Annotated in this window: 26 protein-coding genes and 2 pseudogenes; 6 read left to right on the forward strand and 22 right to left on the reverse strand. The window is 29.1% G+C overall.

What is annotated here, in order from left to right; genetic code table 11:
- Positions 1-12: 12 nt before the first annotated feature.
- Both pepT and pgtP read left to right on the forward strand, forming a co-directional pair.
- On the forward strand, positions 13-1239 hold the full coding sequence (gene pepT, locus CPIN17260_RS04360) for a peptidase T (RefSeq protein ID WP_078440615.1): 1227 nt from the start codon (positions 13-15) through the stop codon (positions 1237-1239).
- A 50-nt stretch (positions 1240-1289) separates the two neighbouring features.
- A complete protein-coding gene (pgtP, locus tag CPIN17260_RS04365; RefSeq protein ID WP_078440616.1) occupies positions 1290-2627 on the forward strand; it encodes a phosphoglycerate transporter protein PgtP in 1338 nt (445 codons plus the stop codon).
- 29 nt (positions 2628-2656) lie between these two features.
- Here pgtP and CPIN17260_RS04370 read toward each other — a convergent pair whose 3' ends face one another.
- The 3 genes from CPIN17260_RS04370 to CPIN17260_RS04380 form a co-directional block, all read right to left on the reverse strand.
- Positions 2657-4003, reverse strand: coding sequence for a sodium-dependent transporter (locus tag CPIN17260_RS04370; protein ID WP_078440617.1), 1347 nt, complete (start codon positions 4001-4003; stop codon positions 2657-2659).
- A 164-nt stretch (positions 4004-4167) separates the two neighbouring features.
- Positions 4168-4884 (reverse strand): ankyrin repeat domain-containing protein, encoded by a 717-nt coding sequence (locus tag CPIN17260_RS04375; protein ID WP_078440618.1) that lies wholly within the window; start codon positions 4882-4884, stop codon positions 4168-4170.
- 34 nt (positions 4885-4918) lie between these two features.
- Positions 4919-6334 carry a Do family serine endopeptidase gene (locus CPIN17260_RS04380; protein ID WP_069632124.1) on the reverse strand — a complete coding sequence of 472 codons (1416 nt, stop codon included), beginning with the start codon at positions 6332-6334 and terminating at the stop codon, positions 4919-4921.
- 256 nt (positions 6335-6590) lie between these two features.
- On the opposite strand from CPIN17260_RS04380, the gene gatB reads away from it, so the two are divergent.
- The 4 genes from gatB to CPIN17260_RS04400 are packed head-to-tail and all read left to right on the forward strand — an operon-like array spanning position 6591 to position 11105.
- The gene (gene gatB, locus CPIN17260_RS04385) at positions 6591-8012 is read left to right on the forward strand and encodes an Asp-tRNA(Asn)/Glu-tRNA(Gln) amidotransferase subunit GatB (RefSeq protein WP_078397876.1); all 1422 of its coding nucleotides are present in this window, start codon (positions 6591-6593) and stop codon (positions 8010-8012) included.
- Complete coding sequence (locus CPIN17260_RS04390) at positions 8009-8899, forward strand: NAD(P)H-dependent glycerol-3-phosphate dehydrogenase (protein ID WP_078415467.1); 891 nt, start codon at positions 8009-8011, stop codon at positions 8897-8899. Before gatB ends, CPIN17260_RS04390 begins: the two co-directional genes overlap by 4 nt.
- The gene (locus CPIN17260_RS04395) at positions 8896-9939 is read left to right on the forward strand and encodes a glycoside hydrolase family 3 N-terminal domain-containing protein (protein ID WP_069636868.1); all 1044 of its coding nucleotides are present in this window, start codon (positions 8896-8898) and stop codon (positions 9937-9939) included. Before CPIN17260_RS04390 ends, CPIN17260_RS04395 begins: the two co-directional genes overlap by 4 nt.
- A complete protein-coding gene (locus tag CPIN17260_RS04400) occupies positions 9939-11105 on the forward strand; it encodes an NAD(P)/FAD-dependent oxidoreductase (protein ID WP_069636869.1) in 1167 nt (388 codons plus the stop codon). Before CPIN17260_RS04395 ends, CPIN17260_RS04400 begins: the two co-directional genes overlap by 1 nt.
- 35 nt (positions 11106-11140) lie before the next feature.
- Here CPIN17260_RS04400 and CPIN17260_RS09150 read toward each other — a convergent pair whose 3' ends face one another.
- The 19 genes and pseudogenes from CPIN17260_RS09150 to CPIN17260_RS04480 all read right to left on the reverse strand — a co-directional run bounded on the left by CPIN17260_RS09150 (position 11141) and on the right by CPIN17260_RS04480 (position 26778).
- Positions 11141-11308, reverse strand: coding sequence for a hypothetical protein (locus CPIN17260_RS09150; RefSeq protein WP_157887333.1), 168 nt, complete (start codon positions 11306-11308; stop codon positions 11141-11143).
- Positions 11309-11368: 60 nt separating this feature from the next.
- Positions 11369-11569, reverse strand: a complete 201-nt coding sequence (locus tag CPIN17260_RS09155) for a hypothetical protein (protein WP_141080369.1) — start codon at positions 11567-11569, stop codon at positions 11369-11371.
- A 71-nt stretch (positions 11570-11640) separates the two neighbouring features.
- Positions 11641-11819 (reverse strand): annotated as a pseudogene (locus CPIN17260_RS09580) (methyl-accepting chemotaxis protein); the annotation flags it as partial.
- A gap of 346 nt (positions 11820-12165) precedes the next feature.
- On the reverse strand, positions 12166-12408 hold the full coding sequence (locus CPIN17260_RS09165) for a hypothetical protein (protein WP_141080323.1): 243 nt from the start codon (positions 12406-12408) through the stop codon (positions 12166-12168).
- A gap of 61 nt (positions 12409-12469) precedes the next feature.
- Positions 12470-12929 (reverse strand): annotated as a pseudogene (locus tag CPIN17260_RS04410) (PAS domain-containing protein).
- 26 nt (positions 12930-12955) lie between these two features.
- Positions 12956-14200 (reverse strand): type II secretion system F family protein, encoded by a 1245-nt coding sequence (locus CPIN17260_RS04415; RefSeq protein ID WP_078387650.1) that lies wholly within the window; start codon positions 14198-14200, stop codon positions 12956-12958.
- Entirely contained in the window at positions 14197-15939 is a 1743-nt protein-coding gene (locus CPIN17260_RS04420) for a GspE/PulE family protein (RefSeq protein ID WP_078406040.1), read from the reverse strand. Before CPIN17260_RS04420 ends, CPIN17260_RS04415 begins: the two co-directional genes overlap by 4 nt.
- On the reverse strand, positions 15939-16484 hold the full coding sequence (locus tag CPIN17260_RS04425) for a hypothetical protein (RefSeq protein WP_078387652.1): 546 nt from the start codon (positions 16482-16484) through the stop codon (positions 15939-15941). The genes CPIN17260_RS04420 and CPIN17260_RS04425 overlap by 1 nt, the downstream gene beginning before the upstream one ends.
- Complete coding sequence (locus CPIN17260_RS04430) at positions 16484-17347, reverse strand: CDC27 family protein (RefSeq protein ID WP_078406041.1); 864 nt, start codon at positions 17345-17347, stop codon at positions 16484-16486. Before CPIN17260_RS04430 ends, CPIN17260_RS04425 begins: the two co-directional genes overlap by 1 nt.
- The gene (locus tag CPIN17260_RS04435) at positions 17340-18158 is read right to left on the reverse strand and encodes an ATP-binding protein (protein ID WP_069637380.1); all 819 of its coding nucleotides are present in this window, start codon (positions 18156-18158) and stop codon (positions 17340-17342) included. Before CPIN17260_RS04435 ends, CPIN17260_RS04430 begins: the two co-directional genes overlap by 8 nt.
- A complete protein-coding gene (mshL, locus tag CPIN17260_RS04440) occupies positions 18148-19704 on the reverse strand; it encodes a pilus (MSHA type) biogenesis protein MshL (RefSeq protein ID WP_069632112.1) in 1557 nt (518 codons plus the stop codon). The genes CPIN17260_RS04435 and mshL overlap by 11 nt, the downstream gene beginning before the upstream one ends.
- Entirely contained in the window at positions 19685-20110 is a 426-nt protein-coding gene (locus tag CPIN17260_RS04445) for a hypothetical protein (RefSeq protein ID WP_141080324.1), read from the reverse strand. Before CPIN17260_RS04445 ends, mshL begins: the two co-directional genes overlap by 20 nt.
- Positions 20110-20757, reverse strand: coding sequence for a pilus assembly protein PilO (locus CPIN17260_RS04450; protein WP_069632110.1), 648 nt, complete (start codon positions 20755-20757; stop codon positions 20110-20112). The genes CPIN17260_RS04445 and CPIN17260_RS04450 overlap by 1 nt, the downstream gene beginning before the upstream one ends.
- Entirely contained in the window at positions 20757-22289 is a 1533-nt protein-coding gene (locus CPIN17260_RS04455) for a hypothetical protein (RefSeq protein WP_078415470.1), read from the reverse strand. Before CPIN17260_RS04455 ends, CPIN17260_RS04450 begins: the two co-directional genes overlap by 1 nt.
- Positions 22290-22349: 60 nt before the next feature.
- Positions 22350-23219, reverse strand: a complete 870-nt coding sequence (gene era, locus CPIN17260_RS04460; RefSeq protein WP_078440619.1) for a GTPase Era — start codon at positions 23217-23219, stop codon at positions 22350-22352.
- Positions 23216-24538 (reverse strand): ATP-dependent protease ATPase subunit HslU, encoded by a 1323-nt coding sequence (hslU, locus tag CPIN17260_RS04465; protein ID WP_078440620.1) that lies wholly within the window; start codon positions 24536-24538, stop codon positions 23216-23218. Before hslU ends, era begins: the two co-directional genes overlap by 4 nt.
- On the reverse strand, positions 24538-25083 hold the full coding sequence (hslV, locus tag CPIN17260_RS04470; RefSeq protein WP_069632106.1) for an ATP-dependent protease subunit HslV: 546 nt from the start codon (positions 25081-25083) through the stop codon (positions 24538-24540). The genes hslU and hslV overlap by 1 nt, the downstream gene beginning before the upstream one ends.
- Before the next feature lies 1 nt (position 25084).
- Positions 25085-25534: a 50S ribosomal protein L9 gene (rplI, locus tag CPIN17260_RS04475; RefSeq protein ID WP_069632105.1), complete on the reverse strand. Its 450-nt coding sequence runs from the start codon at positions 25532-25534 to the stop codon at positions 25085-25087.
- A gap of 23 nt (positions 25535-25557) precedes the next feature.
- Positions 25558-26778 carry an argininosuccinate synthase gene (locus CPIN17260_RS04480; RefSeq protein ID WP_069632104.1) on the reverse strand — a complete coding sequence of 407 codons (1221 nt, stop codon included), beginning with the start codon at positions 26776-26778 and terminating at the stop codon, positions 25558-25560.
- Positions 26779-26810: the final 32 nt, after the last annotated feature.

The following is a 26810-nucleotide window of genomic DNA, read 5'->3' on the forward strand; positions in this document are numbered from 1 at the left end:
AAGGATTGAATTATGTATATAGTTGATAGATTTTTAAACTATACAAAAATTAATACAACAACAAATAGACAAAATGGATTAGATGGCATAATGCCTTCTAATCCAAAAGAGATGGAGCTTGCAAAATTTATCAAAACAGAGCTTGAAGAGCTTGGGATAAAAGATATAAGTCTAAATGAAAAGGCTATTTTAGTAGCTAAATTACCTTCAAATTTAGATAAAAAAGTTCCAAGTGTGGCATTTTTTGCTCATCTTGATACAAGTGCCGAACAGCAAAACGATACAAAAGCCAGGATAGTAAGCTATAAAGGCGGTGATATTTGCTTAAACAAAGAGCTTGGTATCTATCTAAAACAAAGTGAATTTCCTGAACTAAAAGATTATATAGATGATGATATTATAGTTACTGATGGAACTAGTTTGCTTGGCGCAGATGATAAGGCGGCTATTGCTAGTATAGTAAATATGCTTGAGTATTTTATCTCAAATCCAGAGATAAAGCACGGTGAGATTATAGCTTGTTTTTTACCTGATGAAGAGCAGGGTTTAAGGGGAGCTAAAGCCTTAGATGCAAGTAGTGTAGGGGCTGATTTTGGATATTGTTTGGATTGTTGTGGGATTGGTGAGTTTATATATGAAAACTGGAATGCTGGAGATTGTATAGTAACTTTTACAGGAGCTTCTGCTCATCCTATGAATGCAAAAGGAAAGCTTATAAACTCTCTTTTGATGGCTCATAAATTTATATCTTTATTGCCTAATGGCGAAGCACCTGAATATACAGAAAATAAAGAAGGATATTTTTGGGTAAAAGAACTTAGTGGAAATAGTGCTAAAACAGTTCTTAAAATAGATGTTAGAGAATTTGATGATGTAAAATACACTCAAAGAATGCAATTTTTACAAGATATAGCAGATGGTCTTAATAAAATTTGGGACAATAGAGTAAAAATAGTTTTAAATGATAGATATAAAAATGTATATAACTATCTAAAAAATGAAGAAGCACCAGCTATAAAATATGCTAAAAAGGCATTTGAAAATTTAAATATCAAGCCTATTATAAAACCTATGAGAGGCGGTTATGATGGTGCTATTATATCTGAAAAGGGTATACCTTGTCCAAATTTATTTACAGGTGCTCACAATTTTCACTCTATTTATGAGTATTTGCCTATAAAATCTTTACTAGCATCAGCTAATGTTGTAAAAGAAATTGTTAATTTGATTGCTAAATAATTATAATAAATTTGTATGTTTTTAAAATTTTAAAGATAAGGAGGGAATTTATGTTCTCGTTTTTTAAGGCTTCTTTACCAAAAGAAGAGAAGGTTAGTGCGGATAAGATTGATAGCACTTATAAAAAGTTAAGATGGCAAGTGTTTGCTGGTGTTTTTATTGGCTATGCTGCTTATTATCTTATCCGTAAAAACTTTAGCCTTGCTATTCCTCATTTGATAGAAGAATATGGCTTTACAAAAGCACAACTTGGTATAGTTGGTGTTGCACTTAGTTTTGCTTATGGCTTTAGTAAATTTATAATGGGAAATATCTCTGATAGATCAAATCCAAAATACTTCTTAGTTGCTGGCTTGCTTGGTTCAGCCGCTGTTAGTCTTATTTTTGGTTTAGTTCCAGGTGTGCTTTCTAGCATCACTCTTATGGTTATCTTGGCTGCTTTTAATGGTTGGTTTCAAGGTATGGGTTATCCTCCTGGTGCAAAGACTATGACTAACTGGTTTAGCACTGGTGAGCGTGGAGTATGGTGGAGTTGGTGGAATGTTAGCCATAATTTAGGTGGTGGACTTATAGGACCACTAGCTATATTGGGTGTGGCTATTTTTGGTACTTGGCACTCTTTATTTTATTTACCGGCTTTGATTGCTATTGTGCTTGCTTTTATTTGTTTTTATTTTATGAAAGACACTCCTGAGAGTGAAGGGCTTCCTAGTGTTGAGGAATATAAAGGCGAAAAACACATCCAAAAAGTTGCTGGAGCACATGAATTAAGCGCAAGTGATATATTTTTCAAATATGTTTTAAATAATAAATTCTTATGGTCAATAGCCATAGCAAATGCCTTTGTGTATTTTATAAGATATGGAATAATTGATTGGGCACCAACTTATCTAAAAGAGGTTAAACATTTTAGTTTTGATAAGCAAAGTTGGGCATATTTTCTTTATGAGTATGCTGGAATTTTTGGTATGCTTGCAAGTGGGTATATGAGTGATAAAGTATTTAAAGGACATAGAGCACCACCTATGCTTTTGTTTTTAGTTGGTGTTTTAATAGCTGTTATTATATATTGGAAAAATCCAGCTGGAAATCCTCTTGTTGATAACATTTGCCTTATAGCTATTGGATTTTTGATATATGGTCCAGTTATGATGATAGGGCTTCAAGCGGCTGATTTGGTACCTAGAGTTGCAACAGGAACAGCTACAGGTCTTACAGGTCTATTTGGATATTTTCTAGGTTCTGCAAGTGCTGGTTATGTTATGGGCAAGGTTGTTGATTTGTATGGCTGGGATGGAGGTTTTTATACTTTGATTATCTCTTGTGTTCTTGCTTTTATATTTATAGCATTTACTCTATTTCACAAAACTTCAAGACAATTAGCTTAAACAAAAAAAAGGGGCTTTGCCCCTTAAACTTATGTAAAAAATAAAGTATTTATCATAATTGCAAAAACACATAGCGGAGTTATAAATTTAATTAAAAAATACCATACTTCAAATACTGGGCGATTCATATAATTTAAAAACAACTCTTCAAGTGTCTTTCTTTTCATTACAAAACCAACAAATACAGCAACACCTATACCAGCAAGTGGCATCATGATATTTCCTGTAATAAAGTCCATAACATCAAAGAAATTTTTATCTAAAAATATTTTTTTGTCAAGCCCCATGCCACCTACATTTGATAAAAGAGATAGTACACCAAGTAATAAAATACCACTACCTAAAAATGCAAGTGCCTTTGTTCGGCTTATATTAAAATGGCGAACTAGATAAAATGTAAATGGTTCTATGATGGAAACAGCTGATGTGATACCAGCAAAGGCTAGAGCTATGAAAAATGCTACAGCCAAAACATTTCCAAGCACACCGAGTTTAGCAAAAAGTGTAGGTAAAGATATAAATACAAGACCAGGACCTTGCGCTGGAGTAGCACCAAATTCAAAGATGAAAGTAAATATAATAAGACCTATCATCATACCAAGTAATATATTTATAAAAAGAACACTAAGTGCTGAACTAGCAAGGTTTGTTTTGTCATTTATGCTAGCCGAATATGTGATAATAACAGCAAGTCCGATAGAAAGAGTCCAAAATGCAAGACCCATCGCATCAAGAAGTACTTTAAAATCAATTTTACTAAAATCAGGAACAAGTAAAAACTTTGCCGAATCACCAAAGCCGTTCATAGTTATTGAATACGCAAGCATAATTAAAAGCAGCACAAATAAGCTTGGCATCATCCATACATTTAGCTTTTCTATACCGCTTTTAACACCACGACTAAGTATAAACATGCAAAGTGTAAATATTGCCAAAAAGCAAGCTATTTGAGCTACTACATTTTCTTTTCCGCCTATAAAACCTAAAAATAGACCTTTTGATGCCTCTATGTCAGATGGTAATATCCCAAATGACAATATAACATAGTATAAAATCCAACCGATAATAACAATATAAAAGCTAGAAATTAAATAAGCACTAAGCATACCTATCATACCAACATAGCTCCATAGTTTTTTGTTTTTATGTGCTAGTTTTGCAAAGCCTGTTGGAGCGTCACTCTCACTAAGCTTACCAATGCTCATTTCAGCTAAAAAGATAGGCACACCTACTATAAAACAAATACCAAGATAAAGCAAAATAAATGCTGAACCACCATTTTGTCCTACCATATAAGGAAATTTCCAAGCATTTCCAAGACCTACAGCTGAACCCGCAACGGCTAATATATAGCCGATTTTAGAGAATTTTTCCATGATTCTCACCTTTTGTTTAAAATTAAATTTTTGATTTTAGCGAAAAAAATTTAATTTGCAAAGTTATTACTAAAGTTAATTAAAAATATATTTATTTATAATTGTTATTTTATTTGCTATAAGAGGAGCTAAAGCGAGATAAAAATCCCGCTTAAATTTATAATTTATTCGCAAGTAGCCTTGCCTGTTTTGTGGTTTATTGCACCATTATCTACAAGTAGTTTTATCATATCAGGTAGATTTCTAGAACAAGCATAAGACAAAGCACTTTGGTTATAAGAACCTAACTTTTTATCTTTGGTTGTTGTTGTGTAGTTTAATTTTGCACCCTTGCTTATTAAGAACTTAACTACATCTAAGCGGTTGTTACTAGCTGCTACCATAACCAAGGTTTCGCCATCACTTTCAACTGTTTGATCATTTAAATCATATGGCGAAAGATTGCCGTAAACCTTTTTTACTATGTTTACATTCTTTCCAAGAACTGCTGATTTGAATACATTATATACATCGCCTCTATCTGTTGCAAACAAGCTAGCACCATTAGAGATAAGATAATCAACTATGTCTTCATATCCTATAAAAGCAGCCCAGCCAAGAGCTGTTTGCCCCAAGCTTGCTTCATCTTTTACCTCTAAATCTTGTCCATTTTTTACCATTTTTTTAACTGTTTCAAGGTCGCCTTTTTTTACAGCATCAAACCAAGCTGCATCTTTGCCTTCGCTAGGTTTTTTATAAAAAATTCTCCAAGCAAGTCTAGATTTGTTTGCTATATCGTTCATCTCCTCGGCGCTAAATCTAAAATCATTGCTATATGGCTTTATTATATCCGCACCAAAAACACTAGCTACAAAAGCTGCTGCTAAAAGTAATTTTTTCATTTTTGTCCTTTAAAATTTAAATTTATTTATCAAGCTATTTTATAACAAGACCTTGCATTATAGAGTTTCTATTTACCCATACCAATGTTTTTTGTCCATTTGTTGATTTTATAGCTTTTGTAAAGCTATCTATATCTTTTATTATATCTTCTCCAACTTGAACAATAATATCGCCTCTGAGAAAGCCTATATCACTAGCTTTTGATTTTTGTTTTACATCTGTAACCAAAATGCCTGTGATATCTGAATTTAATTTATATCTTCTTTTTAATTCATCATTTATGTTAGAGACACTAAGTCCTTCTATGCTTTGTATATCTTTTGCATTTGAAGCATTGAGGCTCATATTTGCCAATTTCATTTTTGTTTTAGATATTTTTTTGCTTCTCTCATAAGTTACGCTTACTTCTGTATTTGGAGCTATTGAGCCTATTGCATTTTTTAAATCATTTGCGCTTTTTATATCTTTATCATTTATGGCAATTATTAAATCACCTCTTTTTATACCTGCTTTATCGGCTGGAAAATCTTTTTCAACACTGCTTATTAAAGCACCTTCTTTATTTTTATATAGCTCTTTTTGATCTTCTGTTAAATTTGCTATCATTACACCTATGTAACCACGCTCAATTTTTCCATCACTGATTAATTTTTGTGCTACATTTTTGACCATACTAGATGGGATGGCAAAACCTATACCACTACTATCACCTCCTCTTGATAATATTGCTGAGTTAATTCCTATTAAAGCACCTCTGCTATCAACCAAAGCTCCTCCTGAGTTTCCAGGATTTATAGATGCGTCTGTTTGTATGAAATTTTCATATTGATTTAGACCTATATTGTTTTTGTTTAAGGCCGAGATTATACCTCTTGTTATACTACTTCCAACACCAAAAGGATTGCCTATGGCAAACACAACATCGCCTTCAAGAATTTTAGAAGAGTCAGCTATTTTTATGGCATTTAAATTGTTATCTTCTATTTTTATAACAGCCAAATCGGTTTTTGAATCAGTGCCTATAATCTTTGCTTTATAATCCTTGTGATTTTCAGGTAGGGTTACTATTATTTCATCGCTATCTTCTATAACATGATTATTTGTTACTATATAGCCATCTTTTGATATTATAACACCCGAACCAAGAGATGAGCTTTTTTGTTTTCTTTCATAGGGTATTCCAAAGTTAAAACCAAAAAATTCTTTAAAGAATGGATCATTAAACATTTCTTCTATGCCATTTTGAGATGAACGAATAGTTTTTGTAGTAGATATATTTACAACAGATTTTTTGGCATTTACGATAGAATCATGATATGATAAAATAGCATTTTCGCTATTTTCTATTGGAGATATTCTTTTTATATTAGAGTCTGCTTCATTAAATGTTATACTATTTGAATATAGTAAACTTGCTGCAAAAATAGATATTATTGCAATTTTTTTCATTATTTATTCCTTTGTGTTAAAATATTTTTAAGATTTTGAATTATATGACTAAGATAATAATAAAATTTAAATATTTTTTTATTAAAACGTAAAATATATAATAAATATGTAATATTTTATGTATAAAAATACGTATTCATTGAATGTATAAAATCTATGAAATTTATTTTTTAATATAAATTAATGTAATCCCAAAGAAATAATTGATAAAATAGTAATTATATATTTTAAAAGTTTATAAAAAAAGGTTTTGTTTATGTTTGAAGTAATTATTGGACTTGAGGTGCATGCTCAGCTTAATACTAATACAAAGATTTTTTGCTCTTGCTCTACAAGCTTTGGCGATGAGGCAAATACTCATGTATGTCCAACTTGTTTAGCTTTACCTGGTGCCTTACCTGTGTTAAATAAAGAAGCTGTAAGAAAAGCCATAAGTTTTGGCGCTGCTGTAAATGCTACTATAAATAAAAAATCTGTGTTTAATAGAAAAAATTATTTTTACCCTGATTTGCCAAAGGCTTATCAAATTTCACAATTTGAGATACCTATAGTTGAAAATGGAGAACTTTTTATAGAGGTAAATGGAGAAAAGAAAAGAATAGGTATAACAAGGGCACACTTAGAAGAAGATGCTGGTAAAAATATCCATGAAGATGGAAGAAGTTTGGTTGATTTAAATAGGGCTGGAACACCTTTGCTTGAAATAGTAAGTGAACCTGACCTTAGAAGTTCTGATGAGGCTGTTGCTTATCTTAAAAAACTTCACTCAATACTGAGATTTTTAAATATTTCTGATGCGAATATGCAAGAGGGAAGTTTTCGTTGTGATGCAAATGTTAGCATAAGACCAAAAGGCGATACAAAACTTTATACAAGGGTTGAGATTAAAAATCTAAATTCATTTAAATTTATACAAAAAGCTATAGATTATGAGGTAGAGCGCCAAAGTATAGCTTGGGAAGATGGCAATTATGATGAAGAGGTATATCAAGAAACAAGGCTTTTTGATACTGTAAATTTAACAACTCGTTCTATGCGTGGTAAAGAAGATAGTGCTGAATATAGATATTTTCCTGATCCTGATTTGCTTCCTGTTGAAATAAGCGATGAGATGTATAACGAATGCATAAAAATACCAGAGCTAGCAGATGAAAAAGTAATAAGATATCAAAAAGAGTTCGGGATAAAAGAAGAAGATGCTTTAAATTTAGTAAGCAGTATTGAGATGAGTAGATATTTTGAAGATGTTGTAAGTCAAAACATATCACCAAAACTTTGCGTAACTTGGATACTTGTTGAATTACTTGCTAGATTAAAAAATGGTCTAACTATACAAAATAGCCCAGTAGATAGCAAAAAAATGGCAGAGCTTTTAAAAAGAATACAAGACTCTACCATAAGTGCTAAGGCAGCAAAAGATGTGCTTGATTATTTAATGCAAAATGATGTAAGTGTAGATGAAGTTATAGATAAATTAGGGCTTAAACAAGTAAGTGATGATGGTGCAATCGTTGAAATTATTAAAAACATACTTGATAAAAACCAAGATAAAGTTTTAGAATACAAAAATGGAAAAGATAAGCTTTTTGGATTTTTTGTAGGTCAGGTTATGAAAGAGGGTAAAGGTGCTTTTAACCCAGCTAAAGTAAATGAATTGCTAAATAAAGCTTTAAAATGAAAATAGCTGTAATAGGAGCTGGTAAATGGGGTATGGCGTTATTTAACGCTTTTAGTGAAAATAATGAGTGTTATATAACATCAAGAACTCAAAAACCAATAGAAAATTTTGTTGATTTACAAGATGCTTTAAAATGTGATTATCTTGTTTTTGCTATACCCACACAAAAAACACATGAATGGCTTAAAAATAATTTTAAATTTAATGACCAAAAAATTTTAATAGCTAGTAAGGGTATAGATATAAAAAGCAAAAGATTTTTAAATGAAATTTATGAAGAGTTTGTGCCGGCTTCAAATTTAGCTTTTTTATCCGGACCAACTTTTGCAAAAGAGGTTCAAAAAAAACTACCTTGTGCTTTGGTTGTTAGCTCTTCAAATTTAGAATTAGCTGATAAATTTTGCAGTTTTTTTCCTAAATTTATGAAAGCATATTCATCAGATGATATAGTAGGTGCAGAAGTTTGCGGAGCCTATAAAAACGTGATAGCAATAGCTGGTGGTATATGTGATGGTCTTGGTCTTGGCAATAACGCAAGAGCTAGTCTTATATCTAGAGGTCTTGTTGAAATGACTAGATTTGGAAAATTTTTTGGCGCAAAAGAAGATACTTTCTTGGGTCTTAGTGGAGCAGGGGATCTTTTTTTGACAGCTTCAAGTGTTTTGTCCAGAAATTATAGAGTTGGTATAGGTCTTGCAAAAAACGAAAGTTTGGAAAAAATTTTAGATGAACTTGGAGAGGTAGCTGAGGGTGTAGCAACCTCATATGCAATATGTGATATTTCAAAACAAAAAGGAATTTATACACCAATAGCAGATGAAGTTTCTTTAATGCTGGATGGTAAAGATGTTTATGAAAGCTTGGAAAAACTACTAGGTCGTAGATGAGATTTTTTCTTATATTTTGCTTTTTAATAAATTTATATTCAAAAGAAATGGGTTTAAGAGAGCAAATTTCTGAGATGATTATGGTTGGTTTTAATGGCCAAAAATATAGCGACAAAGATGTCAGAATTATGATTAGCGATCTTCATTATCCTAGATTTGGTGGTGTTGTTTTGTTTGGAAGAAATATACAAAACAAAAGCCAATTAACAAAACTAATAAATTTAATAAAGCAAGAACGTCAAAATATACTTGTAGCCATAGATGAAGAAGGTGGAGAGGTTAGTAGATTAGTTGATAGTAGTTTTGGTGAAAAAACTTTAAGTGCTTATAAAGTTGGTGCCAATTTTGATATAAATAGTGCAAAAATCATTTATGAAAAATTAGCGAAAAAACTACAAGATTGTGGTGTAAATATGAACTTTGCTCCAGTTGTTGATTTGCATGATGTAAACTCTAAAATAATAGGACAAAAAGAAAGAGCATATAGTCAAAATTCTCAAAAAGTAAGTTTATATGCAAATATTTTTGCAGATTCATTGCATAAGTTTAATATAATCAATACTTTTAAGCATTTTCCTGGTCATGGTAGGTCAAAACAGGACTCACACAAAGAGAAAACTTACGTTAATATAACTGCAGATGATATTTTTGCTTATAAGGAAGCTATAAGATTAAATAAAATAGACACTATAATGGTTGGTCATATTTTTGTTAATAATATAGATGATAAAAATCCAGCAAGTTTATCTAATACAATTATAAATTTAATGCTTAGAAAAGAGCTTGGTTTTGATGGTGTTGTTATTAGTGATGATATGCTTATGGGCGGATTGGGTAATTACACACTAAAGGAAAAAATCATAAAATTTATAAATGCTGGTGGGGATATTATGCTTTTTAGTGAGTTTAAAATCAAAAATAAAAGAGTAGGGGATGTTGTATATGAGTGTATCTTGGATGCAATAAAAAATGGTGAAATTACAAAAGAACGAATAAAAAAATCTTATAAAAGAATAATGAAACTAAAGGAAAAAATATAATGAAAAAACCAAAAATAATTGTTGTTGGTGCTGGTTATGCCGGCATGGCTTTTTTAAAAAGCTTAGATGAGGAGTGTTTTAAAAAAGGTGATTTTACTATAATAAATAAAAACTCATATCATTATCATTCAACAATGCTTCATAAAGTTGCAACTGCTGAAAAGAGCGGTAAGATTATGTTTGATTTAAGAGAAATTTTACACCCCGAGATAAAAATAATACAACAATTGGTTACAGATATAGATGAAAAAAATCATGTTATCACTACTGAATTTGGAAGCTATGAATATGATTATTTGGTTTGTGCAGCAGGGTTTGAAAAAGAGAGTTTTAACTTGGAAGGAATTTCAAATGCGATGTTTATAGATTCTTATTCTCAGTCTGCTAGAATATGTGAACAGATAAAATTAAAATTTGATCAAGCCTTAGAAAATGAAAAGGGCATGGAGATAGTAATATGCGGTGGTGGTCTTACTGGTATAGAGTTTGCTGCATCTTGTGCTAATATGATAAAAGAAAAATGTAAATTTTATAATGTTTCTAAACAATTACAAGATAAATTTAAAGTCAAATTAGTTAGCTCAACTCCTAGACTTTTAACTTTTTTTAGCGAGAAGTTATCTAAAAAAACAGCTGATAAGTTAGAGGAATTAGGGGTAAATGTTATACATGATACAAAGATAAAATCTTTAGAAAAAAATAAAGTTATTTTTGAAAATGGCTCTTTTAATGCTGATTTGATAGTTTGGACAGCTGGTGTTAAAGGTGCTAGTATAGTAAGTGATAGCGATAGAGAAAATGAAAGAGGAAGAGTAAAAGTAGATGATAAATTAAGAGCTATTGGTAGTAAGCATATGTTTTATATAGGAGATGTTAGTGCGGTTAAAGACAAAAAAAATGGTGGATACTATCCTCCAACAGCACAGATAGCCTGTGAGCAGGGTGCTTATTTGGCAAGAGAATTTCGTAGTATTCTTTTTAATGAAGAATTTAATGAAGAATTTAATTTTAGAAGTAATGGTATTATATGTTCTATAGGGCATAAGTATTCTGTTGCAAAAGTGTTTGGTTTTGAGCTTTCTGGTTTATTGCCTTCTTTTTTAAAAACAATAGTAGAAAAGAAATGGAATGTTAAGATTTTAGGAATAAAGGGTATATTTTTATAATCATTACAAAGAAGGTTTTAAAACCTTCTTTTGTTTTAATCTTTTAATTCATCAACCATTTGGTTGTATATTTTAAATATATTATTGCTTATATCTTCCAATCTATAAAATTTATTTGCTATTAGATCTATATTTGATTTATTGTAGCCATTTTTTGCATTATCTGAGATTTCTAATACATTAATATTAAAATCAGAAATCAAATTTTTCAGAGCATTATATGATTTTGTATTTTTAAATTTATCATAACATTCCCCAGTATACTATTTTTCAAACTCATTGTTTATTTTTTCTAAATTTTCAATATGAATATTTTCATTTATTACATCTGAATACAAATTAGTTTTGTGTATTATTTGTGATATCTTTGCTATTATACTAAATGTTTTATTTTCAACATATTTTGATGTAATTGCTGTAGTTTCTGCATCAGAATTAAATTTACTTAATATATTTTTAAACATTTAAACACTTGCGTTAGCCTCTTGCGCTATCTTGTTAATTTCATCGGAATTTTGGCTAATCTCTGTTGTTTCTTGCTGCAATGTTTGTATACTTATGCTTATTTCGCTCGTTGCTTTTTGGGTATTTTCAGCAAGTTTTTTTACTTCATCTGCAACAACTGCGAATCCTCTTCCATGCTCTCCAGCCCTTGCTGTTTCTATTGCAACAATTTAATGCTAATAAATTTGTTTGTTCTGCTATATATTTTATTAATCCAACTACTGATGATATTTCATCGGTTCTTGATGTTAGACTTTTTATGGCATTTGCTGAATTATCTACCAATTCTTCTAGTGAGTTCACACTAGTGCTTAATTTTTCCATACTTATTAGAGTTTCATTTGCTGTATCTGATGTTTATTGTGCAATGTTTGCCATTTGTGTTAAATTTTTTATGCTTGTATTTAAATCATTTTAAACATCTTCTATTCTATTGCTCCCGTTTTTTAAATTACCAAATTTCTCAGACAATATGCCTCTTATTTTGCTTTTTTGACCTGCTTTGATTCCATCTACACCGTTACTCATGAAAATAGCATTTGTTTTAAATAAACCTCTAAAAACCCTCTGTAAAAATATTTCTATATGTTACACCACTTTCAGCCATACTAACACAAGTCGCCATCTCTCTTTGTAGAGCCTCGATTTGATCAAGTAAATCATTTATGCCAAGTGCTATCTCGCCCATTGGATCGCTAGTGTCTGGATTGATTATACAGGGTTCTAGTATTCCATTTCTAACTGATTTTATTACTTCCAATATTTCATTGTAATTAACTTTTTTCTTACTACCAAACACAATCAACTCCTTTTTAACTTCTTTGTAAATTATTTACAAATTCATCATAGGTTGTATTTTTTCAACTAAGTAAATTTTGCAAATATTTAAAAGAAGCATCAATGCCACCATTTTTTTCTAGATTTAAAAGTTTTTCATAAATTGCTTTGATAATATCCAATGCTTTTTGATTCGGTTTTCTTCTTACCGAATAATATCCGACTATATTTTCACTTTGATCTAAAGATGCAGTTATATTTGCAAAAACCCAATAAAAAGATCCATCAAAACTACGATTTTTTACATATGCAAAAATTTCTTGTTTGCTTTCAATCTTTTCCTATAGCATTTTAAATATAACTTTTGGCATATCTAGATGTCTTACTATATTGTGTTTTTCCTATAAGCTCATTGCCTTTTGCTTCAACAATATCTACAAATGGAACATTGCAATAAGTTATTCTTCCACTCTTATCTGTTTTTGAGACCAAAAAAGCACTTTCGCTTACTTGTCTTTCTATATTTGTTGTTATATTAGACATTTATTTTTCTTGCTGAATGTTTTATACTATGATTTTACAGCTTGTGCCATATCCCACATAGGCATAAATATACCAAGTGCTAAAAATGTAACCATTATGGCTAAAACCGCCAAAAGAATAGGCTCTATATATGTTGATATATTGTCAATAATATCATTAAATTTCATTTTATAATAATCGGTTACTTTTTCAAGCATAGAATCCAAGCTACCACTTTGTTCACCAGCACTAATCATCTGAAGCAACATGCTTTCATATAATTCAGTATCTTTAAAACTTTCAGTTAAACTAACCCCTCTACCTACCAATACTTTAACACCGGAAAGTTTTGCTTTTAAATTTTCGTTTGAAACTGTTAAAACAGCAGTGTCTAGCGAGTCCGCTATAGGAATTCCTGCACGAACTAATTCTGTAAAAATTAGATTAAATCTACTCATTGTAGAAAAATGTATTATTTTGCCTATAAGATATACTTTTAAAATAAATTTATCAAACGACTTTTTAAATTCCATATTGCCGCCATATGCTTTTTTTAAAACTATCAATAACGCAACAAATGCCCCTAAAATAAAAAGACCATAGTTGCTTAAAGCACTTTCCATTGCAAGCAGCATTCTCGTTGGTAACGGCAATTCAGCCCCTAGTTGTTCAAAAATTTCACGGAATTTCGGAACAACTGATAACATCATAATTGCAAATGCTATTACAATGGCGACTATTACTGTTATTGGATATCGGATAGCTTTTTTAAATTTTTGTTGATTATCCCAAACATCTTGTAATATTTCAGCAAGTTTGGTCATGGATTCAGCCATATTACCTGTATTTTCTCCAAGTCTAATCATGGCTATTGTTACATCTCCAAATTCACCTCTAAATGAATTCATTGATTCTGTTAAACTCGATCCTTGATTTAAATCTTCATTTATTTTATTAAAAATTTCTTGTAATCTTTTGTCTTCAGATGATTTTGCAATTTCTTTGATACTATCGTGTATAGATATTCCAGCATTCGTCATAACACTTAATTGTCTTATACTGGCAACTAAAATAGGTGTTTTTAATTTTGGTTTTATAAATATTTTAGATATTTTATCACCAAAATCGTTTATTTGCTCTGTTATTGGAATAGCTTTTGTTTCGCCTATTTTTACTATCATTCCATAATTTCTTGAAGTTGCTATATTTTTAACTTCATTTTTATTGTTAGCTTTAAGAATTATTTTTTGTCTTCTTCCATTGTCTATGTATTCAACTTCAAAAAATTTCATGCTTTAGCCACCCTGTAAACTTCTTCTATTGTTGTTATGCCTCTTGCTGCACGCAAAATGCCATCTTTAAACATATCAATAAATCCTTCTTCATATGCCACTTTTCTAATCTCTTCTTTGGTTGCTGAGTTTGCAACTAAATTTTGTATATGATCACTAATAGGTAAAATTTCACTTATCATTTCACGTCCGATATAACCTGTTCCTGAGCAATGCTCACAACCAACATTTGTATAAAATTGATACTCTTGTGGTAGAAAATTTTCAAAATCTTTCATCGCTGTTTTTGACAAATTGATTTTTTGTTTACAGTGGGGACAAAGTTTTCTAACAAGTCTTTGTGCCTCTATACCAACCAAAGCACCACTTACAAGATATGGTTCTATCCCCATATCTATTATTCTAGGAAGCGCCGATATTGCATCGTTTGTATGGAGCGTAGAAAATACCAAGTGTCCAGTAAGGGCGGCTTGTATTGCTATGCGCAAAGTTTCTTGATCTCTTATCTCACCTATCATTATAATGTCAGGGTCTTGACGTAATATAGATCTTAATGCTGATGAGAAATTTAAACCAGCTTTTTCATTTACATGCACTTGTTGAATTAGATTAAGTTGATACTCAACAGGATCCTCAACAGTAATTATTTTTGTATCCACACTTTTAATGTCATTTAATGCAGCATACAGAGTAGTTGTTTTACCAGAGCCTGTTGGTCCAGTAACTAAAATAATTCCGTAAGGAGCTTTCATAGCCTTTTTAAATTTATCAAAATTTTCAGGGTGCATACCTAAATTTTCAAGATTTATTACAACTTTTGATTTATCCAATATACGAAGAACAATACTTTCACCGTTTAATATAGGTAATGTAGATATACGAAAATCATACTCTTTGTCTAAAATTTGAGCAGAAAAACGACCATCTTGAGGTTTTCTACGTTCGGCTATATCCATATTTGATAGCAATTTCATACGGCTAACCATAGGAGGATATATATCTTTATCAAATATAAATGTTTCAGTAAGTAATCCATCTATACGACTTCTTACTATACAATTTGTTTCCGTTGGTTCTATATGTATATCACTAGCTCTACTTTGAATAGAAGTTTTTAGTATAACTTCTATTAGTTTAAGAATACCAGAGCTTTCATCAGCTTGATTATTTATTGCTGAACTTGAAAGTTCTTTTCTGATTTCTATTATTAGATCTCTTATACTTTCATTTAGTTCTAGTTTATTTATGAATTTATCTATCTGGCTTGGATTTGCTATTGCAACTTTTAATAACTTTCTATTGAATAAATTTTGAACCTTATCTTGTGTTATAATATCAAAAGGATTTTTAAAGATAACATATACGTTTATCTCATCTTCTTTAATTGGTAATATTTCAAAATTTTTAATTTTTGCAATACCTATTTTTTCAGATATGCGATAATCTATACTTACATTATCAAGATCAAATAACTCTAAGTTAAATTCTCTAGAAATTATTTTCAAAAAATCATCTATTATGATTCCAATATCGTTAGTTATAGATGATATATCTAATCTATTTCTTCTATATAGCTCAACCGCAGACATAATTAAAGTTTCTTCATCTATCAAGTTGTTTTTTATGAGAATATCTACTAGCGATAAATTTTGATTTTGTAAGGTTGTCTCGTCTATTTCTTTTGTTATTTTTTGATTATCCAATAAATGTTTAAATAATATATTTTCAGTTGAATTCATTACCAGTACTCTATTTCAGAAATAAGCTCATCGTTTTTATATGTTTTTATATATATTCTTTGAATTTCATTATAATCATTACTTTTTCCTAATTCATAATAAGTATCTGAATTATTATCATTGAATATATATATCTCTCCATCTTTTTCATAATCTTTTTTAACAAATCTATCAAATATCATTGATAGTATATAATCACTTCTTGGAAGTCTTATATAATCTATATTTACACCATCTATTATAGCATGATATAATAGTTTTTTCTTAAATAGTATATCAGCAAAATATGCTGCATTCTCTCTTGCTTCTTTTGTTTTTACTAATTTAAAAATAGGTAATGTTAATCTATTTATCTGATGCGTATTAAGACAAGATATTGCATAAAGATTTAATATTCCATCATCATTGTTGTCTTTGTAGAATTTCTCAACCGTATTTGAACAAACTTGTGAATAATTTTTATTATTAAACCAGTTTTGAATATCTGCACCATTTATAGCAAAACATTGATTTGCTATAAATAAAAATATAAAAATATATCTCATTATAATGTATCGCTTTCTATCTTATTAATTAATTTGTTTATGTTTTCACTATTTTTAGATTTGTTGTAGGATTTTAGAACTTTTAAAGCATCGCTTTTTTGATCTAATTTGTATTTAGCTATTGCAAATATACTCCAGCTATCTTCGTTAGAATTATCAATCTCATTAGCGTTTAATGACCATTTTAAAGCTTTTTCGTATTCTTTATTTTTTAAAAAATACTTTGCTAATTGTATTGCGTATCTTATATCATTCGTTCTATAAAAATTATTTTCTAAAATTTTTTCTTCATCATTAGTTTCGGAATTTTTTATCTCTATTTGAAATTTTTTATTATTATTTTTATTATTGTATGTGTATTCCTTGCTTTGATTGGTTGGTATAATTTGTTCATTATCTTTTGATTCTAAAATTGATTGATCGTTTGTAAAATTATCATAATTATATTCTAGATTTATTGTATTTATTTTCAGCCAACCTTGAATTACGTTGCTATTGTTTTGTTGTTTTGTTGTTTTGTTGTTTTCTATATTATTAATTTGTTTTTTTTCTTCCAATTTATCTGCTATTTTTTGTGCTAAATTATTTTGTTCTATTTCTTTTTCGAATTTATTTTTTGATTCAATATTTTTTATCTGAAATTCATTGTTTATATTTCTTTTCATATCACTTTTATCTATTGAGATATTATTATGTAAAAAACTATACGCAAGAATTATAATCATAACCAGAAGAAAAATTATTTTTTCATTTTTAATTAAAATAATATATTTTTGAAAATCAATGCGTTTTTTTGATCGCATTGATTTTTCGTACTGTTCGTATTTTTTTTCAAGTTCTTTTAGTTCTGAAAAATCAAGCATTTATAATCCCTAATGATATTGCTGCCATATGGAGTATTTTATAATTTTTTCTTAAATCAGTCAAAAATGACGGCTGGTTTACCTCATAGCTTTCACAAATTTCAAAAAATTTATACATAAGTTTATTTATATTTCTTAAATTTCCATCGGTAAAGTTGTATATTATTTGATAATCTTCATCGTTAAAATTAATTTTGTTAATAAAATTTTCTATCTTTTTTTGAATATAAAGTCTTATCTCTGGCATTTCAGCACTTTTTAATTCTATACTTTCCCAAATTCTAGTTTGAAAATAGTCTTTAGCTAGCAGATCTTCATTTTCTGTCTTGTGAATGGTAAATAAAAACTTAAAAAATCTGCTATCAGCCATAAGCCTGATTTTTTCTATTAGTTCTGGTGGATATAATTGAGCTTCATCTAAAATAACTATTTTTTGATTGTTTATATGTTTTTCATCTGCTTTAAATTTAGACGAATACGCTCTTAAAAAATTTTCAAAATTTTCAATATCTGGATTTTTATCTCCAAAAATTTTCCCATATATAGCATAAATAAAATCTTTCTCACTAAAAAATGGATGAGAAAAAAATATTATATCATTTTTATCTTTTAAATCATTTTTTATTTTATTTAATAAAAATGTTTTACCACTCCCAGGTTTACCATAAAACAAAACTAACTTTAAAGGTTTTTTAAGGGCTGATACTATTTTGTTATAACAGCTGACCGATTTATCTAAATTAATAAACCAGTCTAAATTGTCATCTTCAATAAAGTTATTTTTTATTGTTGTGTATACATTATCTTTCATATATCGACTTTGAGAAACCAAGTTCTTTTAGGCTATTTGCAACTGGCTTTTGATCTTCTATATCTATTACTCTAGGAGTAATAACAAAAATAAGTTCTGTTGTGGTTAGTATATCATTTGTTGATTTAAATGCATTTCCTATCAAAGGTATATCACTAAGAAGAGGAACTCTTGTGTTTCTTTTTGATTTTTGTTGATCAATTAATCCTCCTAGTATTATAGTATCTCCGCTATTAACATGAACAACTGTAGATATTTTTTTCTGTAAAGTGTCTGGTGCTATTGATCTTTCTCCATTTAAATTTAGTCTATTAGCGGTTCCACTTAAGCTGCTTAGTGAAGGATTGATTCTAAGCATTATCCTATTATCTTCAGATACCTCCGGCAATAGGTTGAGTAAAATACCAACAAATGTAGAATATTGTTTGTATGTAACATTGAGCCTTCCAGATTCACTTGCTTCACTAGTTTCTTGAATTTTATAATTTATATTTTCTCCAACTGTTATTAGTGCCTGTTGATTATTTAATGTTGTAACTTTTGGGCTAGATATAACTTTTGTTTTTCCGTTTGTTTCTAAAAAATTAAGAACACCATCTATATTTAAATTTAAAGCAGCACCTAATCTTAGAGTACTCTGAGAACCACCAAAATTAAGTGAATTTGTGCTTATTCGAAATGAGCTAGGGGTTGAAATTTCTGTTGTTCTTACTGCAGATTTATCATCTGCACCTTTTTGTTCTATATTACTAAACACATTAGAGTTAAAACCTAATTCAAATTTAGACCAATCAACACCCTTTTTGTATTGGTTGTTTAATTCGACAGATATAATAGACACATCTATAACAACTTGTTTTTTTAATCTTTTTTGTATTTGATGTATGTAGCTTTCCGCTCTTTTGATTTGAGATGGAGTTCCTGTTATTGTTATTAATCCAGCATTTGAATTAATAATAGGATCAGGAGCAGATATATTTTCTGTAGTATTGTTTAATATAGCTTTTAGTTCTACTCCGAGTTTTTCCCAGAAATCAAATTTTTCTATTGTACTTATTATGTTATCTTGGTTTTTTGTATCTGAAGATGATTCCTTTGAGTTAGAATTTTCTCCAAATTCAATAGGAGATGAATCAACAGAGGCTTTTGTTACAGCTCTTCCTTCTCTAACTGATGTTATATAATCTATCTTAAATGTTTTTGTTTTTAGCGCTGAAATTTTTAAAACATTATTTGAAAATTCATAGTTTAAATTATTTTCACTAAGCAATATATTCAAGCTATCGCTCAATGACATATTTTTTATATTTATTCCAGATATCTTATCGGATAATATTTTTTTACTATAATTATCTTTTACAACAACACTAAAATAGCACATATCTGATATTTGATTAATAATTTCGCTAATTGTAATATCTTCTAGAATTTTTATATTAAAGCTTCTACTTAGACAGTTGCTTTCTTTTGCATTAAGAGCATCTGTTGTTAAGATTATTATTGAAGTAAATGTAAAAAGTAAATTTTTACTTAGAAATTTGAACATTTGAATTTTCCCTCGCTATTTTTAATGTTTGTTTTTCGTTTTGGCTTGATAAAACAACACTTTCGCTTGATATATTTGTTATAATAGCATTTTCTATACTATCACCTATTTTATACCACTTATCGTTTATTTTGGCTCTATTGCTCATAATAGCTTTTAATACAAATATATTGTTGATACCATCATTTAAATCTTGTGTAGTAATTTTATTTTGAACTTTTGAAGAAATAAAAGGATTTTCTACTATTTCTAACTCCTCTTTTTTTAAGCCTACTCTTACTTTTGATATTCTTTCAAATATTTGTTCCTGTGAAGCAGTCTCATTTTGTATGATATTATTTTCGTTACCAATAGTTGATGTGTATAATAAAAACAATATTATAAAAAATTTATTTGTTATTTTCATTAGTATTTCATCCCCCATACAGATATTCCAAGTTTTGCATCAAGATCATTGTCAGTAGAGTTTATATCTAATTTGTTAAGATCAACAACAAGCTTAGACTCTTCTATTTTATTTATATAATTTATTAAACTTTTAAAATTTCCTTTTGTATATATGTCTATATTTAAAAATTGTTCTATTTTTTGATATCCAGGATTTTTAAACTCATTGTGCAAATTTAGTATTTGAATTCCAGTACTCTTTGCTAGTAAAACCATGTTGTCTACAAAATTAGCCCAGTTTTGTTCATTAAATAATAAATAAGATAATTCTCTTAGTCTTTTATCAAAATAGTTATTTATTTCTATTTTATTGTATAAAGTTTTGTTTAGCAAATTTAAGGCTTTTGTTTGTCTGTTGATTTCAAACTCAATATCCCCATCTGCAGAGCTGACTGATTTTAAATAGTGGTTTGTATTGGATAATTTTGTGCCTATATCAGCATGTCTATCTCTATTTGATTCAAAAAAATTAGTAGAAGAATCAAATGCAATAAGGTATATTATAATAATTGTAAATAAAGCAGCCCCAATAAAAATAATAAAAACCTCGCTTTGGTTTTTTTGTTCAAAATAATTGTCTAATTTATCCAATATATCACTTCCCATTATTTTATCTCCACGCTTATATTGCTTTCGTAAAATTTAATAGGTTTTTCAATAAACGATATTTCTTTCGTTCCAACTGAATAATTTGGCGACTTTGCAATAGATTTTATAAACTCTGTTATTTTTTTATCACTATCACTTTGCACTCTAATGGTTATGTTTTTATCATTGCTATAAATTCTTTTTATTTTAATTTCTTCTTTATTTAACAAATTACTTAAATCATATAAAACTATACTTTTCATTTTATAATTATTTTTTTTATCATCTATTTCACTTAGTAATTTTTTTCTAAAATCAAATCTTTGTTCTTCTTCAGTCAATTTATCTCTAACTATGTTTTTTTCTTTATTTAGGTTTTCTAATTTTGACTTTATTCTTAGTTCATCATTATGTTTAATATTATACTCTTCTTGCATTTTATCAGCTTCTTTTTGTAAAAAAAATCCATATGAGTAATTAAAAATTGGATAAGAAAGAGAAAGTAAAAAAGATGCTGTAAGAGTTGTAATAAACTTTCCGCTTTTTCTTTGAAAAAATGGTGGAGGTCTTTTGAATATAGAAAAGTTAAGATCATCATTTTCCTCTTCTTTGTAATTCCAACCTTCTATGCTCATTAAATTGTGGTTTTGCGCAAAATAAATGTTGTTTTTATTTATGGCTAAATCGGCATTTAAATCAGAGACAGGTAACTCTAATTTTTGAGAAACAAATTTGGATAATCCATTTATGTTGCCTATATCTGTATCTATAAATATATTGTTTATACTTATATCATAAATTCTATTTAAACTGTTTATAATATCTGATATATAAGAAAAACAATCATCTAATATGTAAAAAATATCTTTTGAAAAAATATTATCTTCACTATCATCTTTAGATATACCATTTTGTTTAAGCATGTTAAAAAAAAGTTTATCGCTTGTTCGCTCGCCTGCCTGTTCACAAAATTTATCTTTTAGATATGTTAAATTATATCTTAATGATCTTGAGGTAAAATATTCGCCACCTTGATATACAGCTAAAAACGCATCATCTTTTGAAAGATTAATAAAACAATCAATATTTGATTTTTGTATCAAATTTTTCTTATACATAGCACTATATAGTAATGGTGCTATTCCTACATAATCAATATATTTTATATTTTCAATGGTGTTTTGAAAAATGCCATTTAATGTTTCTGTATCTATGACAAAAACATTAAAAAATCTATTTTCTGCATTTAACCCCGACATTTCTATATATGAAATTTTATAATCTTTTTCTGTATCCAAAGAAAGCTCTTCATAAGCTTTAATTGATAGTATATTTGCCAGATCATCATTGCTTATACTTTTTGGTATTTCTATTATTGCAGTATTTAAGCTTTTAAGTTTTAAATAAGATATAAAAAAATGATTTTTGTATGATAAATTCTTGCTTATTTCAAATATGGTAACTTTATTATTTCTAAATTTGAAAGCTTCACCATTATAAGGATCGATCGTTATCATAACATCATTACTTTCAACTTTATTGTTGGTCATGCAAAACCTTAATACTTAATTATTAAAAAGTATATATTTTATTTGATTTTCATTTAAAAGTCAATATAAATTTTGGCTACTTATAAATTTTTCATCTTTAGTCCAGCCTTTTTTAATAATCACATTTGTCTTTAAGAATATTTTTTTTCCAACTAAATTACAAATTAATTTTCTAGCATGTATGCCTATTCTTTTTAGAGTACTTCCATCTTTACCAATAATCATTGATTTATGTGATTTTTTTTCTGTTATTATTGTTGAATAAATCTCAATAATTTGATCTTTTTCTATAACTTTATCAATAATAACATCGCTAGAATAAGGTATTTCATCACTTAAATTTTCATATATCGATTCTAATATAAATTCTTTAAAAATTTCTTTTTCGTTCGTGTTTGTTATAAAATCTGGATCAAAAAAATACTCATGTTCTGGTAAAATTTTAACTATCTCATCTAAAAGTAAATTATTATAACTATTTCCTTTTATGCTAAAAGGTATTAAGGCTATAAAATTATCTTGAAATTTTTGATATTCTGATATTTTTTTTAGCAAAATATCATTTTTTACCTTGTCTACTTTACTAATTACCAAAATATGAGGTTTTTGCGGGTTTAATTGTAAAAATTCTTCATAGTCCAAAGTGCTATCATAAACAGAAGCCATAAATACTATCGCATCACAATCAGACATAGCTTTCTTGGCATCTTCTATCATAAGCTTGTTTAAAACTTTTTCACTTTTATGAAGTCCTGGAGTATCTATAAAAATTACTTGATTATCTTTATGCATTACTATGCCATTGATTTTTCTTCTTGTGGCATTTTGTTTATGTGAAACTATTGTTATTTTTTCATTAAGTAAAGCATTTAAGAGCGAACTCTTACCAGCATTTGTTCGCCCTATGATACTAACAAAACCGGATTTCAAAGTATATACCTTGCAAGATCTTGATTTTGAACTATATTTTCAAGTTTTTCTCTAACAAGCTCTTTTGTTACTGTTATCTTTTCTCCAGCTTTATCGCTTGCTTCAAAACTTATATCTTCTATTACTTTTTCGATAACAGTGTGTAGTCTTCTAGCACCTATATCTTCCATGCTTTCATTGGCATTTTGTGCTATTTTTGCTATCTCTTTTATGGCTTCATCATCAAAAACTAGCTCAACATTTTCAGTTTTTAATAGTGCGATATACTGTTTTAAAAGTGAATTTTTTGGTTGAGTTAAAATTTTATATAAAACGCTTTCATCTAAGCTATTTAATTCAACCCTTAAAGGAAATCTACCTTGAAGTTCTGGTATAAGATCGCTTGGTTTACTTATATGAAAGGCACCTGCCGCTATAAAAAGTATATGATCTGTTTTTATATTTCCAAATTTTGTTGAAACCAAAGAGCCTTCAACTATAGGTAAAAGATCTCTTTGAACACCTTCTTTGCTTGGATCTTGCCTACTTGAATTCCCAGAACTAACAGCAACTTTATCAATCTCATCTATAAATATAATACCTTCATTTTCAGCTCTTCTTATAGCTTCTGATTTTATATCATCTATATTTAAAATTTTTTCATTTGCTTCTGACTCTAGTGCTTTTTTAGCATCTTTTACTTTCATATCTTTTTTTACATTTTTATTCGTAATTCCAATGATTTTAATAAAACTTTCTTGCATTTGAGCCATATCTGGTGGCATATGTGAGTTTGTATCAATAGCGCTTTGTTCTACTTCTATCTCTATGGTTAAATCATCTAAGTCACCATTTCTAAATTTATTTACCATTTTTTCTCGGCTTTTTTCATAATCGGCTTGTTTTTCTTCGCTAGCACCTTTTGGAAGTGGTGGAAGTAACTTTTTGATAATTTTATTTTCTATGTATTCTTCTATTTTTTCTTTGTTTTTTTCGCTTTGTTCTGATTTTATTAGATTAAAAGAAGCCATAACAAGATCTCTAACCATGCTTTCAACATCGCGACCCACAAATCCAACTTCTGTGTATTTGCTAGCTTCCACTTTTACAAAAGGAAGTCCCATAAGCTTAGATAGTCTACGAGCTATTTCTGTCTTTCCAACACCGGTAGAACCTATCATAAGTATGTTTTTTGGAACTATATCATCTTGTATTGATTTTTCAAGCTTCATTCTTCTATATCTATTTCTTAAAGCTATGGCTATTATTTTTTTAGCGTTTTTTTGCCCGATAACATAATCATCCAAAAACTCAACTATTTGTTTTGGTGTCATATTCATTATTTTTCATCCTCTATAACATAAGTTTTTATATTTGTATTTGTATATATACAAATTTCTCCAGCTATATTTAAGCTCTGTTTTACAAGCTCTTCTTCATCGATATCAGCATTTACTCTATCTAATGCTCTAGCTGCCGATAATGCATAATTTCCGCCACTTCCTATAGCTGCTATTTTTCCATCTTCTGGCTCTACAACATCACCAGTTCCACTTAGTAAAAAAATCTTTTCTCTATTTAAAACAAGCATCATTGCTTCAAGTTTTCTAAGATACTTATCTTTTCTCCACTCTTTTGAAAACTCAATAACTGCTTTTAAAAGATCGCCCTTGGCTTGTTCTAAATTCTTTTCAAACATATCAAAAAGATTAAAGGCATCAGCTGTGCTACCAGCAAAACCAGCTATAACCTTTCCATTGTGTATTTTTCTTATTTTTGTGGCATTTCCTTTAAGTATTGTATTGCCAAAGCTAACTTGTCCGTCACCGCCTATGACAGACTTGTTTTTTCCTTTATATGCTAGTATGGTTGTTGCATGAAACACTTTATTCACCCTCTACTTCAACTTTTAAATTCGCATTTATAGAATGTCCTAATTTTACATTTAGACTATAAAGACCTACATTTTTTAAGTTATTGTGGTCTATTTCTATTGATTTTTTATCTACGATAAGATGAAATTTGCTTTCAAGTTCGGTTGCTATCTCGTCTTTTGAAACAGAACCAAACAAAGCACCATTGGCACCCAATGGTTTTTTTATAACAACTGTAACTTTTTCAAGCTCATCTTTTAATTTTTCCAAATTAGCTATTTCATATTTTAGCTCTTCGGCTTTTCTTTTTTGAGCAGCTTCGTATTGTCTTATTACATCAGGAGTAGCAGCTTTAGCAAAGCCTTTTCCTATTAAAAAGTTATTTCCGTATCCATCTTTTACTTCTTTTATCTCTCCTGATTTTCCTAAACCTTTAACATCTTTTATTAATAATACTTTCATTTTAATCCTTTTTTATTTGTTTTTTAAAATTTTCTTCCGTTTTTAGATGCTATTATAAATCTAAGTGCGTGTAGTTTTATAAATCCTTGTGCATCTTTTTGATCATAAACGTTATCTTCTTCAAATGTGCTATAAGCTTCATCAAACAAGCTATCATTAGCACTTGATCTGCCTATTACTATAACATTTCCTTTATATAGTTCAAGTTTAACTTCTCCATTAACATGCTCTTGCGATTTATCAATAGCCGCTTGCAACATAACTCTTTCTGATGACCACCAATAACCATTATATATAAGCTCAGCATATCTTGGCATAAGTTCATCTTTTAGGTGTGCCGCTCCAGCATCTAGTGTTATACTTTCTATTGCTCTATGTGCTTTTAGCATTATAGTTCCGCCCGGAGTTTCATAACAACCTCTGCTTTTCATTCCTACATAACGATTTTCAGCTATATCAAGTCTTCCTATGCCGTGTTTTGCGCCAAGTCTGTTTAGCTCAGCCAAAAGCTCAGCCGGAGTCATTTTCTTTGAGTTTATGCTTACCGGATCACCTTTTTCATATCCTATTGTAATTATTTCGCTCTCATCTGGTGCATCTTTTGGGCTAACAGTCCATCTCCACATATCATCTTCTGGTTTTGATGCTGGGTCTTCAAGAACCAAACCTTCATAGCTTATATGAAGTAAGTTTGCATCCATAGAGTAGGGGCTTTTACCTTTTTTCTTGCTTATGTCTATCCCATTTTTTTCAGCATAAGCTAATAATTTTTCTCTCGAATTAAGATCCCACTCTCTCCAAGGAGCTATTATTTTAAGATCAGAATTAAAAGCATAATATCCAAGTTCAAATCTTACTTGGTCATTTCCTTTTCCGGTTGCACCATGACTAACACCATCAGCACCTACTTGTTTTGCTATCTCTGCTTGTTTCTTTGCTATAAGCGGTCTTGCTATTGAAGTGCCGAGCAGGTATTCGCCTTCGTATATTGCATTTGCTCTAAACATAGGAAATATATAATCTCTTGCAAATTCTTCTTTTAAATCTTCTATGAAAATATTTTCAGGCTTTACACCCAAATCCAATGCTTTTTTTCTAGCTAGTTCAATTTCTTCTGCTTGACCGATATCAGCTGTAAAAGTTACAACTTCACAATTATACTCATCTTGTAGCCATTTTAAAATAATACTAGTATCAAGTCCTCCAGAATACGCCAAAACTACTTTTTTAACATCTTTTTTCATAATAGTATTCCTTATGTTTTTATTGTATGTTA

Source organism: Campylobacter pinnipediorum subsp. pinnipediorum, from assembly GCF_002021925.1.
GTDB classification, from domain to species: domain Bacteria; phylum Campylobacterota; class Campylobacteria; order Campylobacterales; family Campylobacteraceae; genus Campylobacter_A; species Campylobacter_A pinnipediorum.